This window comes from Pseudomonas yamanorum (assembly GCF_900105735.1).
Classification (GTDB): Bacteria; Pseudomonadota; Gammaproteobacteria; order Pseudomonadales; family Pseudomonadaceae; genus Aquipseudomonas; species Aquipseudomonas yamanorum.
This window is the reverse complement of sequence record NZ_LT629793.1, coordinates 1,424,069-1,438,168: the sequence shown is the minus strand read 5'-3', so window position 1 is coordinate 1,438,168 and position 14,100 is coordinate 1,424,069. Positions and strand designations below refer to the sequence as shown.

Annotated in this window: 11 protein-coding genes and 1 pseudogene; 8 read left to right on the top strand and 4 right to left on the bottom strand. The window is 62.7% G+C overall.

Annotation, left to right across the window (positions count from 1 at the left end; genetic code table 11):
* The first annotated feature begins 12 nt into the window (after window positions 1-12).
* From kdpB to BLU46_RS07045, 4 genes are all read left to right on the top strand, one after another.
* The gene (gene kdpB / locus BLU46_RS07060) at window positions 13-2,070 is read left to right on the top strand and encodes a potassium-transporting ATPase subunit KdpB (RefSeq protein ID WP_172834526.1); all 2,058 of its coding nucleotides are present in this window, start codon (window positions 13-15) and stop codon (window positions 2,068-2,070) included.
* Between the two features lie 67 nt (window positions 2,071-2,137).
* Window positions 2,138-2,683: a potassium-transporting ATPase subunit KdpC gene (gene kdpC, locus BLU46_RS07055; protein ID WP_017477346.1), complete on the top strand. Its 546-nt coding sequence runs from the start codon at window positions 2,138-2,140 to the stop codon at window positions 2,681-2,683.
* Window positions 2,684-2,826: 143 nt separating this feature from the next.
* A complete protein-coding gene (locus tag BLU46_RS07050; protein ID WP_093200173.1) occupies window positions 2,827-5,478 on the top strand; it encodes a sensor histidine kinase in 2,652 nt (883 codons plus the stop codon).
* A 37-nt stretch (window positions 5,479-5,515) separates the two neighbouring features.
* The gene (locus BLU46_RS07045) at window positions 5,516-6,211 is read left to right on the top strand and encodes a response regulator (RefSeq protein ID WP_017477348.1); all 696 of its coding nucleotides are present in this window, start codon (window positions 5,516-5,518) and stop codon (window positions 6,209-6,211) included.
* Between the two features lie 129 nt (window positions 6,212-6,340).
* On the opposite strand, the gene BLU46_RS07040 is transcribed toward BLU46_RS07045, so the two are convergent.
* Window positions 6,341-7,378: a patatin-like phospholipase family protein gene (locus BLU46_RS07040; protein WP_063032122.1), complete on the bottom strand. Its 1,038-nt coding sequence runs from the start codon at window positions 7,376-7,378 to the stop codon at window positions 6,341-6,343.
* Window positions 7,379-7,595: 217 nt separating this feature from the next.
* Between BLU46_RS07040 and BLU46_RS07035 the strand changes: the two genes are divergently transcribed.
* From BLU46_RS07035 to BLU46_RS07025, 3 genes are all read left to right on the top strand, one after another.
* On the top strand, window positions 7,596-7,874 hold the full coding sequence (locus BLU46_RS07035) for a hypothetical protein (protein WP_017477350.1): 279 nt from the start codon (window positions 7,596-7,598) through the stop codon (window positions 7,872-7,874).
* An 89-nt stretch (window positions 7,875-7,963) separates the two neighbouring features.
* The gene (locus BLU46_RS07030) at window positions 7,964-8,728 is read left to right on the top strand and encodes a CHAD domain-containing protein (RefSeq protein WP_093200170.1); all 765 of its coding nucleotides are present in this window, start codon (window positions 7,964-7,966) and stop codon (window positions 8,726-8,728) included.
* 102 nt (window positions 8,729-8,830) lie between these two features.
* A complete protein-coding gene (locus tag BLU46_RS07025; RefSeq protein WP_093200166.1) occupies window positions 8,831-9,628 on the top strand; it encodes an acyl-CoA thioesterase in 798 nt (265 codons plus the stop codon).
* A gap of 19 nt (window positions 9,629-9,647) precedes the next feature.
* Here BLU46_RS07025 and BLU46_RS07020 read toward each other — a convergent pair.
* The 3 genes and pseudogenes from BLU46_RS07020 to BLU46_RS07010 form a co-directional block, all read right to left on the bottom strand.
* Window positions 9,648-9,905, bottom strand: a pseudogene (locus BLU46_RS07020) (terminase); the annotation flags it as partial.
* A 108-nt stretch (window positions 9,906-10,013) separates the two neighbouring features.
* Window positions 10,014-11,495: a methyl-accepting chemotaxis protein gene (locus BLU46_RS07015; RefSeq protein ID WP_063032116.1), complete on the bottom strand. Its 1,482-nt coding sequence runs from the start codon at window positions 11,493-11,495 to the stop codon at window positions 10,014-10,016.
* 96 nt (window positions 11,496-11,591) lie between these two features.
* Complete coding sequence (locus BLU46_RS07010) at window positions 11,592-12,398, bottom strand: TatD family hydrolase (RefSeq protein WP_003218739.1); 807 nt, start codon at window positions 12,396-12,398, stop codon at window positions 11,592-11,594.
* A 238-nt stretch (window positions 12,399-12,636) separates the two neighbouring features.
* Between BLU46_RS07010 and BLU46_RS07005 the strand changes: the two genes are divergently transcribed.
* Window positions 12,637-14,058: an MltF family protein gene (locus BLU46_RS07005; protein ID WP_093200161.1), complete on the top strand. Its 1,422-nt coding sequence runs from the start codon at window positions 12,637-12,639 to the stop codon at window positions 14,056-14,058.
* Window positions 14,059-14,100: the final 42 nt, after the last annotated feature.

The window sequence follows — 14,100 nt, the reverse complement described above, 5'->3', positions numbered from 1 at the left end:
GGGGATATGAAAATGAATATGCCTGCAAAAAACGCGGCTCCGGTGAAAACCCAGGAGCCGGCCAAGACCGCAATGTCGGCCCTGTGGCGCCCGGCGCTGGTCCAGGCGTTCGTCAAGCTGGACCCGCGCCAGCTGCAACGTTCGCCGGTGATGCTGGTGGTCGAACTGACCGCGATCCTCACCACCATCCTGTGCTTCGTGCCGGATGTTGCCGTACCGACCTACGTTGCCGTGCAAATTGCTGTATGGCTGTGGTTCACCGTGCTGTTCGCCAACTTCGCCGAAGCCTTGGCTGAAGGTCGCGGCAAAGCCCGTGCCGACAGCCTCAAGGCGGGCAGCGAGGGCCTCAGCGCCCGCCGCAAGGAAACCGACGGCAGCTTCAAAGTCGTGCCGGCCACCAGCTTGCGTAAAGGCGATGTGGTACGTGTGGTCGCCGGGGAAATGATCCCGGGTGACGGCGAAGTCATCGAAGGTATTGCCGCGGTCAACGAAGCGGCCATCACCGGTGAATCGGCCCCGGTCATCCGTGAATCCGGCGGCGACCGCTCGGCCGTCACCGGCAACACCCGCCTGGTCTCGGACTGGTTGATGATCCGCATCACCGCCAACCCGGGTGAGTCGACCCTGGACCGCATGATTGCCCTGGTGGAAGGCGCCAAACGCCAGAAAACCCCCAACGAAATCGCGTTGGATATCCTGCTGATCGGCCTGACGCTGATCTTCCTGCTGGTAGTGGTGACCCTGCAGCCGTTCGCCCACTTCGCCAATGGCAACCTGCCGCTGGTGTTCCTGGTGGCGCTGTTGGTCACGCTGATTCCGACCACCATCGGCGGCCTGTTGTCGGCCATCGGTATTGCCGGTATGGACCGCCTGGTGCGCCTCAACGTGATCGCCAAATCCGGTCGCGCGGTGGAAGCGGCGGGGGACGTGCACGTACTGCTGCTGGACAAGACCGGCACCATCACCTTTGGTAACCGTCGCTGCACCAACGTGATCGCCGCGCCCGGTGTCAGCGGCAAGGAACTGGCCGAAGGCGCGCTGCTGGCGTCCCTGGCGGACGACACGGCCGAGGGTAAATCCATCGTCGAATACCTGCGTGGCCTGCACCCGCAAGCCGAGCCGTCGACGGATGAGTTGACCTCGGTACCGTTCAGCGCCGAAACCCGCTTGTCCGGCGTCGACTACCAGGGCCGTGTGTTCCGCAAAGGCGCCGTGGATTCGCTGCTGGCCTTTATCGGCCTGCAACGCCGCGACCTGCAACCGGCGCTCTCCCGGGAAATCGACAAGATCGCCCAGAGCGGCGGCACGCCTTTGCTGGTGTGTGCCGACGGCAAATTGCTCGGCGCCATTCACCTCAAGGACGTGGTCAAGCCAGGCATTCGTGAACGTTTCGCCGAGTTGCGCAAGCTGGGGATCCGCACCGTGATGGTGACTGGCGATAACCCGCTGACCGCCGCCGCGATTGCCGCTGAAGCCGGCGTGGATGACGTGCTCGCCGAAGCCACGCCGGAGAAAAAGCTGGCGCGTATTCGTCACGAACAGAACGACGGCCGCCTGGTTGCGATGTGCGGCGACGGCGCCAACGACGCCCCGGCGCTGGCCCAGGCTGACGTCGGCATGGCAATGAACGACGGCACTCAAGCTGCCCGTGAAGCGGCCAACATGGTCGACCTCGACAGCGACCCGACCAAGCTGCTGGACGTGGTGCAGATCGGCAAGGAATTGCTGGTGACCCGCGGTGCGCTGACGACGTTCTCTATTGCCAACGACGTGGCCAAGTACTTCGCGATCCTGCCGGCGCTGTTCGCCTCGATCTACCCGCAACTGGGTGTGCTCAACGTGATGCACCTGCAAAGCCCGCAGAGCGCGATCCTCTCGGCCATTGTGTTCAACGCCCTGATCATCGTGGTGCTGATCCCGCTGGCACTGCGCGGTGTGCGCGTACAGGCGGCGAGTGCGGCCGCGTTGCTGCGTCGCAACCTGCTGATCTACGGCCTGGGCGGAATTCTGGTGCCGTTTGTGGGCATCAAGGCGATCGACATGCTGTTGACCGCGCTGCACCTGGTTTGACCCGATGCCTGCAGGCGCCGGCAAACCGGTGCCTGCAGGTTGCAATAACCGAATCGAGGAATTTGAAATGTCCAACATAATCCGCCCGGCCCTGAGCCTGCTGGTGTTGATGACCCTGATCACCGGCGTGGCCTATCCCCTGGTTGTCACTGGCGTGGCGCAAGTCGCGTTCCCTGACCAAGCCAACGGCAGCCTGGTACACGATGCCAGCGGCAAGGTTCGCGGTTCGAGCCTGATCGCCCAGGATTTCACCGGTGACGGCTGGTTCCACCCGCGGCCATCTGCCGGTGCGTTTGCTACGGTTTCCAGCAGCGCCAGCAACCTCGGCCCAAGCAACCCAGCGCTGGCCACTCGTGTATTTGACGATGCCAAGAAACTGCTGGTGCCAGACCAGGGCCCAGTGCCGATGGCATTGCTGACTACCTCCGGCAGCGGTCTTGATCCACACTTGCCACCGCAGGCGATTGCCTATCAACTGGCCCGGGTAGCCGCCGCACGTAATCTGCCGGTGGCGACCCTGGAGCGCTTGATGGACGAGCACATCGAAAGCCCGTTGGTGGGGCCGCCGGTGGTGAACGTGCTGGCGTTGAATATGGCCCTGGAAAAACTGTAAGCCGTGGCGCCGCTTTCGCGAGCAAGCCCGCTCCCACATTCGACTGAGTTTCACCTTTGGAATGCGGTCAAATGTGGGAGCGGGCTTGCTCGCGAAGGCGGACTCAAGAAACCCACATCAACACCTGAAGGAAGACCGCCCGCATGAGCGACTCCGGCCGCGCCGATGCCCTGTTAGCCGATCTACCCCGGGACGGCCGTGGCCGGCTCAAAGTCTTCCTCGGCGCCGCCCCCGGCGTGGGCAAGACCTACGCCATGCTCCAGGCCGCCCACACCCAGCTGCGCCAGGGCGTGCGGCTGATTGCCGGGGTGGTGGAAACCCACGGCCGCGCCGAGACCGAAGCCTTGCTCAGCGGCTTGCCACAACAGCCGCTGCTGCGTTCCGAATACCGCGGCGTGATGCTGGAGGAAATGGACCTCGACGGCCTGCTCGCCGCCAAGCCCAAACTGGTGCTGGTGGACGAACTGGCCCACAGCAACGCCCCCGGCAGCCGCCACGAAAAACGCTGGCAAGACATTCAGGAATTGCTCGCCGCCGGCATCAACGTTTTCACCACGGTCAACGTCCAGCACCTGGAAAGCCTCAACGACCAGGTGCGCGGCATCACCGGCGTACAAGTGCGCGAGACCTTGCCCGACTGGGTCTTGCAGGAAGCCGACGAACTGCTGCTGATCGACCTGCCATCCCGCGAGCTGCTGGAGCGTCTGCGGGACGGCAAGGTCTACGTGCCGGAACAGGCTCGCGCCGCTATCGATGCGTTCTTCACCCAGACCAACCTCATGGCCCTGCGCGAGCTGGCGATGCAAACCGCGGCGGCCCATGTCGACGATGACTTGGCCCAGGGTTATCGCCAATTGGGCCAAGCCGCGCCCGCCGTGCGTGGCCGGTTGTTGGTGGGCGTGGATGGCGATGCCCAGGCCGAACGCCTGGTGCGTCATGCCAGCCGCGTAGCCCAGCGTCGGCATTTGCCGTGGAGCCTGGTGCATGTGGATAACGGCCGGGTACGGGATGAACAATCGCGCCTGCGTCTGCAAAACGCCCAGCAACTGGCCGAGCGTCTTGGCGGTGAAGTGGTGTTGCTGCGAGCGGGGGAGGTGGCCAAGACCCTGATCCAGCACGCCGCCGAGCGTCGCGCCAGCTTGATTCTGGTGGGGCAGTCCCGGCCGCGCTGGCGGCGCAATCTGTTTGGTGGCGGCTTGGCGGCACGCCTGCTGCGCAATGCCCGGGGCCTGGAAATCAACGTCCTCGACAGCGACGAAGTTCCGGCCCCTCCGCGCCTGCCGGATGTGCGTGGGCTGGTGTGGTTTGACTATGCCCTGGCGGTGGTCGCGACGGTCATCGCCGCTGCCGTGGCGTGGGGAGTATCGAGCGTTCTGCCGTTGCCCAATATCTCGCTGGTGTTCCTCGCGGCGGTATTGCTGGTGGCGGTGCGCAGCAGCCTGGGCCCGGCGCTGGCCACGGCGGCACTCTCGTTTTTGACCTACGACTTCCTGTTTATCCCGCCTAGTTTTTCCTTTGCGATCCAGCGTGAAGAGGACGTGCTGACGCTGTTGTTCTTCCTGCTGATGGCCGCGCTCACCGGCAACCTGGCCGCGCGCCAGCGTCGGCAGTTGCAGGCGTTGCGTGACACCCAGGAAGAAACCAGCGAGCTGCTCGACCTGTCCCGCAAGCTCACCGCCGCTACCGATCGGCAGGCGGTGATCAGTGCCGCCGCGCATCATCTGGAAGGCTGGAGTGACCTGCAATTGTGCCTGCTCAACCGTGATGGTCAGGGCGACTGGAAGGTCGAGACAGGTGGCCCAATTACCTTTACCGAAGCCGAGCGCGCCGCCGCCGATTGGGCCTGGCAGCACGATCAACCGGCCGGCATGGGCACCGGCACCTTGCCGTTCGGGCGCTGGTGGTGGTGGCCGTTGTCCGGTGAAGAAGGCCCGTTGGGCCTGCTGGGTGTCAGCCCAAAACCTGGGCTCGAATTGAGCGGCCAACGCCGTCGTCTGCTCACCGCCTTGAGCCAGCCATTGGCCCAGGCCCTGGCCCGTGCGCAGCTCGGCCAGGAACTGGAAGCGGCACGTCTGCACGGCGAAACCGAGCAATTGCGCAGCGCCTTGCTGGCTTCCGTGTCTCACGATTTGCGCACACCGCTGACCTCCATGCGTGGCAGCATTGACAGCCTGCTGGCCCTCGGCGAGGCGATTCCCCTGGAAGATCGCCGGGAATTGCTGGAAGGTACCCGTGATGAAGCCGAGCGCCTGGATCGCTACATCCAGAACCTGCTGGACATGACCCGCCTGGGCCACGGCGCCCTGAAGCTGGCGCGGGATTGGGTCTCGCCCGGCGACATCGTCGGCAGCTCCCTGGGCCGTTTGCGTGCGGTGCTGGCGCCGCTGCAAGTGACCACCGACGTGCCGCCCGAACTACCGTTGTTGTATGTGCATGCGGCCTTGATCGAGCAGGCGCTGGTCAACGTACTGGAAAACGCTGCACGCTTCTCACCGCCCCAAGGCCGCCTGCAACTCAGTGCTGGCGCGCAGGGTAATCAATTGTTCTTTGCCGTTGCCGATGAAGGTCCGGGTATTCCCGAGGCGGAGCGCGCGAAGATTTTCGACATGTTCTACACCGCCGCCCGCGGCGACCGGGGCGGGCAGGGTACCGGTCTCGGCCTGGCGATCTGCCAGGGCATGGTCGGTGCGCACGGCGGGCATATCAGCGTGGCCGACGGCATCGAAGGCCGCGGCACCTGCATCACTTTATTTCTGCCATTGCAGGCCCAGCCTGGCCTGGAAAGCGAACCTTGAGCTACCCTCTTTTTTTCACGGATTTTGATTGGACACCATGAGCCAGACTGCGACGATTTTGGTCATTGACGACGAACCGCAGATCCGCAAGTTCTTGCGTATCAGCCTGGCCTCCCAGGGCTACAAAGTGATCGAGGCCGGCACCGGCAACGAAGGCCTGGCCCAGGCCGCCTTGAGTAAACCGGACTTGCTGGTGCTCGACCTCGGCCTGCCGGACATGGACGGCCAGCAGGTGCTGCGCGAGTTTCGCGAGTGGTCCACGGTGCCGGTGCTGGTGCTGTCGGTGCGGGCCAGCGAAGTGCAAAAGGTCGAGGCGCTGGACAACGGCGCCAACGACTACGTGACCAAGCCGTTTGGCATCCAGGAGTTTCTCGCGCGGGTGCGGGCATTGTTGCGCCAGGCGCCGGCGGGGGAGGCCCAGGAAGCGGCATTGCGTTTTGGCCCGTTGACTGTAGACCTGGCCTATCGGCGGGTGTTGCTGGACGGTGTCGAAGTGGCGCTGACCCGCAAGGAATACGCGGTGCTGGCGCAACTGGCCCGCCATCCCGGGCGGGTGATTACCCAGCAGCAACTGCTCAAGGATATCTGGGGCCCGACCCATACCGAAGACAGCCATTACCTGCGGATTGTGGTGGGCCATCTGCGCCAGAAACTGGTAGATGATCCGACCCAGCCACGGTTTATCGTGACTGAGGCCGGGGTGGGCTATCGGTTGTTGAACACCGAAGCTTAAGGGTGGTGCTTAACCTGTGGCGAGGGAGCTTGCTCCCGCTGGGCTGCGCAGCAGCCCCAAAATCCTGGGAGCGCTTCGCACTCCAACGGGAGCAAGCTCCCTCGCCACAAACGCTCGGTTCATAAATACTCAGTGTTGCTCGCTCTCGTACCGATCCAGGGTATCGCTGGCGATCTCCCGGCCCAGCGCGATCAACTCCGGCGCTTTGTAAAACTCGAAAAACCGGCACACCCGCTTTGGCACGTTGATCAGAATATCCGGTGGGTACCCGGCGATCTTGTACTGCGCCAATGACGTCTGCATCACCTCGAAGCTCTGGTTGATCAGGTCCAGCAGCGACGCGGGCCCCACGTTATCGATGATGAACGAGCCGGTCGCCGACTTTGGCGCCCCGGCCTTTTCCGGTGCCGCCGCCGGTTGTTGCGCCTCGGGTTCGGCAGAGTCCAGCCACGGGTTGATATCGGCGGCCTGGGCCAGCAGCGCTTCCTGTTCCAGCATCAACAACTGCTCGGCCTGCTTGCGCCGGAACGGCAAGTGCGAACCCAGTGAACGCACCAGGTTATCGAAGCGGCTCCTGAACGCCGGCGGACGCTGGATCACTGGAAGCTTGTACTGCTTCTGGTTGGTAGAGTTGAGGTTGACCGCAATGATCAGGTCGCAATGGCTGGACACCACCGGTACGATCGGCAGCGGGTTCAACAGGCCGCCGTCCACCAGCATGCGGTTGCCCTGCATCACCGGGGTGAACAGGCTGGGAATTGCCGCCGAAGCGCGCATGGCCTGGTGCAGGCAGCCTTCCTGGAACCAGATTTCCTGCTGGTTGGTGAGGTCGGTGGCCACGGCGGTGTAGGGGATGCGCAGGTCTTCGATATTGATCTCGCCGACGATCTTGCGGATCTGCCCGAACACCTTTTCGCCACGAATCGCCCCCAGGCGAAAGCTCACGTCGACCAGTCGCAGCACGTCCAGGTAATCGAGGCTTTCGATCCAGTTTCGGTACTCGTCCAGCTTGCCCGCAGCATAGATCCCACCCACCACCGCACCCATGGAACAGCCGGCGATGCAGGCGATGTCATAGCCGCGTTTTTCGATTTCCTCGATCACGCCGATATGGGCGTAGCCCCGAGCGCCACCGGAGCCCAGCACCAATGCAACACGTTTCTTCATGACCTGATCCTTCGCAAAACAGGTGCCCACAATGCACCCATCGAGGGTCGGGCTTCAATCATCACGGTCACAACCGAATATTTTCGCGAGCGAGCCATTGGGCTCGGGTATGCTCTGGCAATCGGCACTGCGGATTCAGGCAGTCGGATAAGGCACTTTTCGGTGTAGGCAACGTCTACACCTGTGACTGTTTTTTCTTTTCTTGAGGTGTCATTTGATGAAAGCCTGGATGTGTGTACCTGTGATCGTGTTGGCCCTGGCCGGTTGTGCCGGGAAAACTGCTTATCGCGACAGCTGCGGCACTCAACTGGACGCTGCGTGGCACGAACTGGACCTGGCCAAGGCCGAAGGTTTTGCCGGCACCGTGAGTTACTCCAAGGCTCTGTCGTTGTTGACTGGCGCCAAGACCCAGCAGCAGTTCGAAGCCTTTGAAGGTTGCTCGGAAAAGGCCGAGAAAGCGCGTTTCTATATTCGTGAGTCGCGCGCAGGACGTTGATCCTGATCAGGGGGCCAAGGAAAGGTAGTCGATAGTGTTGTGTGGCGTTTGCCCAAGCAGGCGCCCGATCTTCAACAGGGGAAACAGGCATGGCAGCGTTGGTCGATCAGTTAGTCGCTCAGGTCATCGGCCTGGAAGTAGGGTTACTGAGCTGCCAGGCGCGCCTCGCCGCCGTCACGGACGACGAGGCCCTGCACGATCTGCGCACCACGGTACGGCGCTTGCGCAGCCTGTTGCGGCCATTGCGCGGGTTGCCCGGTGTCGAGCAGCTCGAACAGGCCGCCAGTGGCGTGGGCCAACTGACCACGCCGTTTCGCGACCGTGAAGTGTTGGCGGCGTACCTCCACCAGCATGGCCATCACGAAGCAGCTGAGCGGCGTATACGGCAGCAGCCAGCCACCTACCGCTCGGTGGCGCAAGGGCCGGAGCTGGCGCAACTGCTGTTGATCCTCGAAGCATTCCCCCGCTTTATCCGCGCATCCCAACGGCAGAAATTGCTCAAGGGTTTGCGCACCCGCATTGAAAAACGCCTGGCCAAGCAATGGAAAAAACTCGGCGAAGCGTTGCACGATCCCAACCATGACCGCCATCGCCTGCGCCTGTTGATCAAGCGTGTGCGTTATGCGGCCGAGGCTTATCCCGAGCTGGATAAGCTGCCCCCCAAAGCGGTGTCCCGTCTCAAGGCCGCCCAAGGCGCCCTCGGCGATTGGCACGACTGCTGGCAATGGCTGGCGCAAGCCGGGCACGAACCTGATTTGCAGCCGTGCGTATCCGGCTGGCACCGCACCATGGCCGAGGCTGAAGGGCAGGCGGACCGTGTGTTGGATAAACTGAGCGCCGACTGCTTCGCTTGAACCTGCGGCCTATCTGTCCGGACTTTTGGCTGGAATAGGCGCTGTATGGCGCAGGCCGGGTGGTTAAGATCCCTCAATTCTTTTTTTCAAGTTGAGATCGCCATGCGCTTTAGTGATTTGCTCGACGCTGCCCGCAACCACCCGCTGGACGTTTCGATCCCGGCCGAATGGGCCCAGGGCCGTGCCACGTTCGGCGGCCTGGTCGTGGCGTTGGAGTACGAGGCCCTGCGTGCGCAGGTCCCGGCGGATCGCCCGTTGCGTTCGCTGGCGATTACCTTTGTCGGCCCCGTGGCGCCGGATGTGCCTGCCCGCTACGAAGTCGAAGTGCTGCGCGAAGGCAAGGCTGTCAGCCAGTTGCTGGGCCGTGTGGTGCAGAACGGTGAAACGATGACTTTGGTGCAGGCCAGTTTTGGCGCGTCGCGGCCGTCGCAAATCGACGTCGCCGCTGAACCCGCGCCCACCTTCAAACACTGGGATGAGTGCCAGGAGCTGCCCTACGTCAAAGGGGTGACACCGGAATTCATGCGGCACCTGGCGATGCGTTGGAGCGTCGGCGGGCTGCCATTCACCGGTAATAAATCCCGTGAGATGGGCGGCTGGGTGCGCTTGCGTGGCGACGTGAAAGAAGAGCCCCTGACCGAAGCGCATATCCTCGCGCTGGTCGACGCATGGCCACCTTCGGTGTTACCGCACCTGACCCAACCAGCACCGGGCAGCACCCTGACCTGGACCATCGAGTTCGTCCAGCCGTTGCAAACCCTCAGCACCCTGGACTGGTGTCAATACCGGGTCCACATCGAGCATGCCCGCGACGGCTACGGCCATGCGGCTGCGCAGCTGTGGAGCCCCGACGGCCAGTTGATTGCTATCAGTCGCCAGTCGGTGGTGGTGTTCGCCTGAGCCCTCAGACCAACAGGTGTTGATCGTCGGAGGCATCGCTGGTGCGTGCCTCCAGGCTGCGACCGTGATGCTGCAATGCCAGCGCGGCCACAATGCCGACAACCCCGATAGCGACGCTCGCCAGGTTCTCGCTGAACACTCCGGACACCATCAGCAGAAAGCCGATCACCAGCAGCGGCAGCGCCAGCAGCTGCAGCACTTGATTGGTTGCATGCTGATGATTCTGAGGGGGGGTGCGCCATTGCCAGGCGGGGAGATTTGGATGACGTTTTCCCATGATCGTGATTCCTCTGTCCGTTGAAACATCTTGAACAGAGTGTAGGACGGGCAGGGCGGGGCGGCGAATCAAGGATGGCTATGGAGGCCATAGCCATCCCTTCAGTGTTTACAGCTTCAATTGTCCGATGGCCTTGCTCAGTTCTCCGGCCAGGGTCGCCAGCTCATTGCTGGTGGTGGCCGAGTCCACGGTTTGTTGCACGGTGTTCTCGGTGACGTCACGGATGCTCACCACCGCCCGATTCATTTCCTCGGCCACATGGCTTTGCTGTTCGGCCGCCACGGCAATTTGCGTATTGCTCTCACGCATCTGCGCCACGGCGCCGGTGATTTCGGCGAGAGCAATCCCGGCCTCTTGCGCCTGCTGCACACAGTCGTCGGCCTTGAACGAGCTTTCCTGCATAAAATCCACCGCGTCCCGGGTGCCGGCTTGCAGGGCGGACACCATGCGGGTGATTTCATCGGTGGAGCTTTGCACTCGCTTGGCCAGGTTGCGTACTTCGTCGGCAACCACGGCAAAGCCCCGGCCCATTTCGCCGGCGCGGGCGGCTTCAATGGCGGCGTTGAGGGCCAGCAGGTTGGTCTGTTCGGCGATGCTGTGAATCACCCCGACCACGCTGTTGATTTTCTGGCTGTCCTCGGCCAGTTTCTGGATCATTTCGGCGGTCTGCTGCACACCCGTGGACAGCCCGGCAATCGAGCGCTGCACCCGGCTGACCACTTCCTGGCCGCTGCCGGCGAGGGTGTCGGCAGTCTGGGACAGGTCGCGGGTGGCGCCGGCGTGCTGGGCGATGTGGTAGACGGTGGCGGTCATCTCGTTGATTGCAGTCGCGGCCTGGTCGGTTTCGCTTTGCTGGCCGAGCATGCCGTGTTGCACCTCGTTCATGCTGCTGGCCAGGCGTGCGGCGCCGTCGTCCAGTTGCTTGGCAGTGCGCGCGACGGTGTTGACCACTCGCTGATAACCCGCCTGCATCGCGTTAAAGGCACTGGCCATCTGCCCGACCTCGTCTTTACAAGCCAAGGGCACGCGGGCCGAGAGGTCGCCGGTTTTTTCGACGTGCAGCATCACGTCTTTCAAGGTATTGAGCTGGCTGAGCAGAAAGCGGATCAGCAGCTGTGAGGCGCCGAGCATGGCCAGCATCAGAATCATCACCGCCACGGCGTAGTTGGCGAAACGGTCTTCGAAGACTTGGCTCAAGCTGGGTCCGTAGGCCAGCACGGCGACCTGCTGACCGTCGGCGCGGCTGATCACTTCGGCGCCCATCAGCGGGTTTTCGCCGAACAACGGCATGTGATTGAAGTCCACCCAGCCACTGGCGGTGGCCAGGGCTGACAGATCCTCGTCGCCCAGTTGTGGGACTTTGCCCTTGGCATAGGTCAGCCAGTGCTCGCCCTTGGGCAGCGGTTGGCCGGCGGGCCAGGCACTGAGCAAGCGCGCCTGGGCTTGCGCCGAAGCCTGGGAGGCTTGGCTGCGGGCCTGTTGTTCGAGCTGCACGGCGTACAGCACCAGCAACAGGGTGGTGATGAAGGCGACCGCGTTCACGGCCCAGAATTTGTACTTCAGTGAGATGTTGCTAAGCCAGGCACCCATGGAAGGTTTTCTCTGATAGCGGAAACAGCATTGGCAAGGTGCCATTATTGTGCCGCTATCGGCCCGGCAGGTTTTGATATGGGTCAATGCGCCGCGTCAATCCGGCACAGGCAATCCAAAAAAGGCGCGGGCGCAGGCTGTGCTGTGTTGCGCCAGGTCTTCCACGGTTTCTTCACGGTGCAGGGCGACTTCCCGCAGGACTTCCGGCAAATAGGCGGGTTCGTTGCGACCGTTTTTGGGCTTGGGCCGCAAGGTGCGGGGCAGCAGGTAGGGCGCGTCGCTTTCCAGCATCAGACGACCACGGGGAATTTCCCTGACCAGCGGATGCAGGTGCGTCCCACGGCGCTCGTCGCAGATCCAGCCGGTGATGCCGATGTGCAGGTCCAGGTCGAGGTAGCTGAACAGCGCGCGCTGCTCGCCGGTGAAGCAGTGCACCACGGCGGCTGACAGGTGATCACGGTAGTCCCGCAGGATTTCCAACAGGCGCTGGTTGGCGTCACGCTCATGAAGAAAAACCGGGAGTTTCAGTTCCACGGCCAGGGCCAGGTGTTCTTCAAGGACTTTTTCCTGCTGAGGGCGCGGCGAGAAATCCCGGTTGAAGTCCAGCCCGCATTCACCCACCGCCCGTACCCGGCTTTCCTTGAGCAGACCGCGCAGGCGCCTGGCGCTCTCGGCGTTCCAGTCACTGGCGGAGTGGGGGTGGATACCGGCGGTGGCGAACAGGCGTTGGCCGCTTTCGTCCAACTGCTGGCACAGTTCCAGGGCCTGTTCACTGCCGTCAACACTGGTGCCGGTGAGCACCAATTGGCTCACCCCGGCGGCGTAGGCGCGGTCGAGAACGGCCTGGTGCTTTTCGTCGAAACTTGGGTTCGTCAGGTTGACGCCGATATCAATGAGTTGCATGGTGCTACCTCCGCCTGCGGTCGGAAAGCATATCAGAGCTGTAGATTTATAAGAAAAGCCAAGAACTACAACGAGTTAAAGCTGTCTTTGAAAGTCGCAAGTAACACTGTGTTTGGTTTGTCGCCATCTGCCGTGCCACCCTTGCGCCCAAAGCCTGCGCTCATGGCGCTCTGTTTCTGTCCCCCAACGCCTCGTTTTTCGCGAAGCAATGGGCAGTATTCTTTCTTCCGGAGAGCGGATGATCCGACCCTCGGCGTTGCTTATGTTGTGCCTGACGTTACTGCTGCCCATGGCCGCGGTTGCGCGTCTGGACGGGCCGCTGGAAGTCACCAAGCCCGGCAAGGTCCGTGACCTCGCGCAGATCCGCAGCAGCCGCACCTTGCGAGTGCTGGTCAACCAGAGCCGTAACAGTTCCGGCGAAGTCCAGGGCCAGGCCATCGGTGTTGAATACCACCGCCTGCGTGGTTTCGAGCAATACCTCAACGGCCACGCCCGTGACGGTGAGGAGATCAGCCTCAAGATTATTCCCAAGGCCAAGGACCAATTGATCGGCGCGTTGGCGCGCGGTGAGGGTGACCTGGTGGCCCCCGGCGAATTACTGGATATGAAGGCCGCTCACAAGATTGCCACCAGTGACCCGATTGCCAGCGACGTGCCGCTGTGGCTGGTAGGGCTCAAGGGTGAGCGGCGGTTTACCAAACTCGAGCAATTGTCCGGGCGCACGCTGGCCTTGACCACCGGCAGCGCTGCGTCGGACGCGATCAACCAGGTCAACCAGAAGCTGGCGCTGCACAAGTTGCCGCCGGTGAAGGTGGAGTGGGTCGACCCCAGCCTGGCGGTGGAAGACGTGCTGGAGATGGTCCAGGCCGGGATTTTCCACCTGACCATTGTCGAGCGACCGATTGCCGAGCGCTGGGCGAAGATCCTGCCCAAGCTGCGGTTTGACCGGCAGGTAGCCATCAGTGAGCCGGGCGAAGAATATTGGTTTGTGCGCCAGGATGCTTCGATGCTGCGGGCCAGCATTGATCGTTTCCTCAAGACTTACCACACGCCGTCCGATCAGGACGTGGCGTTCCAGCGCATCTATCGCCGCCTGTACCAGGTGCGTTATCCATTGGCCCGTGCTGACCGCCAGCGCCTGGAAAAACTGCGTCCCGTGCTGCAAAAGCATGCCCGAGAACAAGGCATGGACTGGCTGAACCTGGCCGCGTTGGCGTTCAAGGAATCGGCCCTCGATCCCGGCGCCCGGAGCAGCGGCGGCCCCACCGGGTTGATGCAGATCACCCCGTCGGCGGCCCAGCGGGTTGGGATCAATAACATCGAAAGCCTGGACAGCAATGTGCAGGCCGGCGCGCGGTACCTGGCGATGATCCGGCGCAAGTTTTTCTCAAGCCCCAAGCTCAACGAGCGCGAGCGCATGGCGTTTGTGCTGGCGGCCTACAACATGGGGCCGGAGCGGGTCCAGGGAATGCGTGCCGAAGCGCGGCGGCGGGGGCTTAACCCAAACCAATGGTTTTTCCAGGTTGAGCGCATTGCCATGGAGCAGGTGGGAATGAGCGGTGTCAGCTATGTTAATAGCGTGAACAAGTATTACCTGGCGTTTGATCGGGAACGGGAGTCGTTGGAGCCGGCAGCGCCGCGAGTTGCGTCACGGAAATAATCTATTAAATCGATGGTTATTAGCCGTTTTATCGGCTTTTAT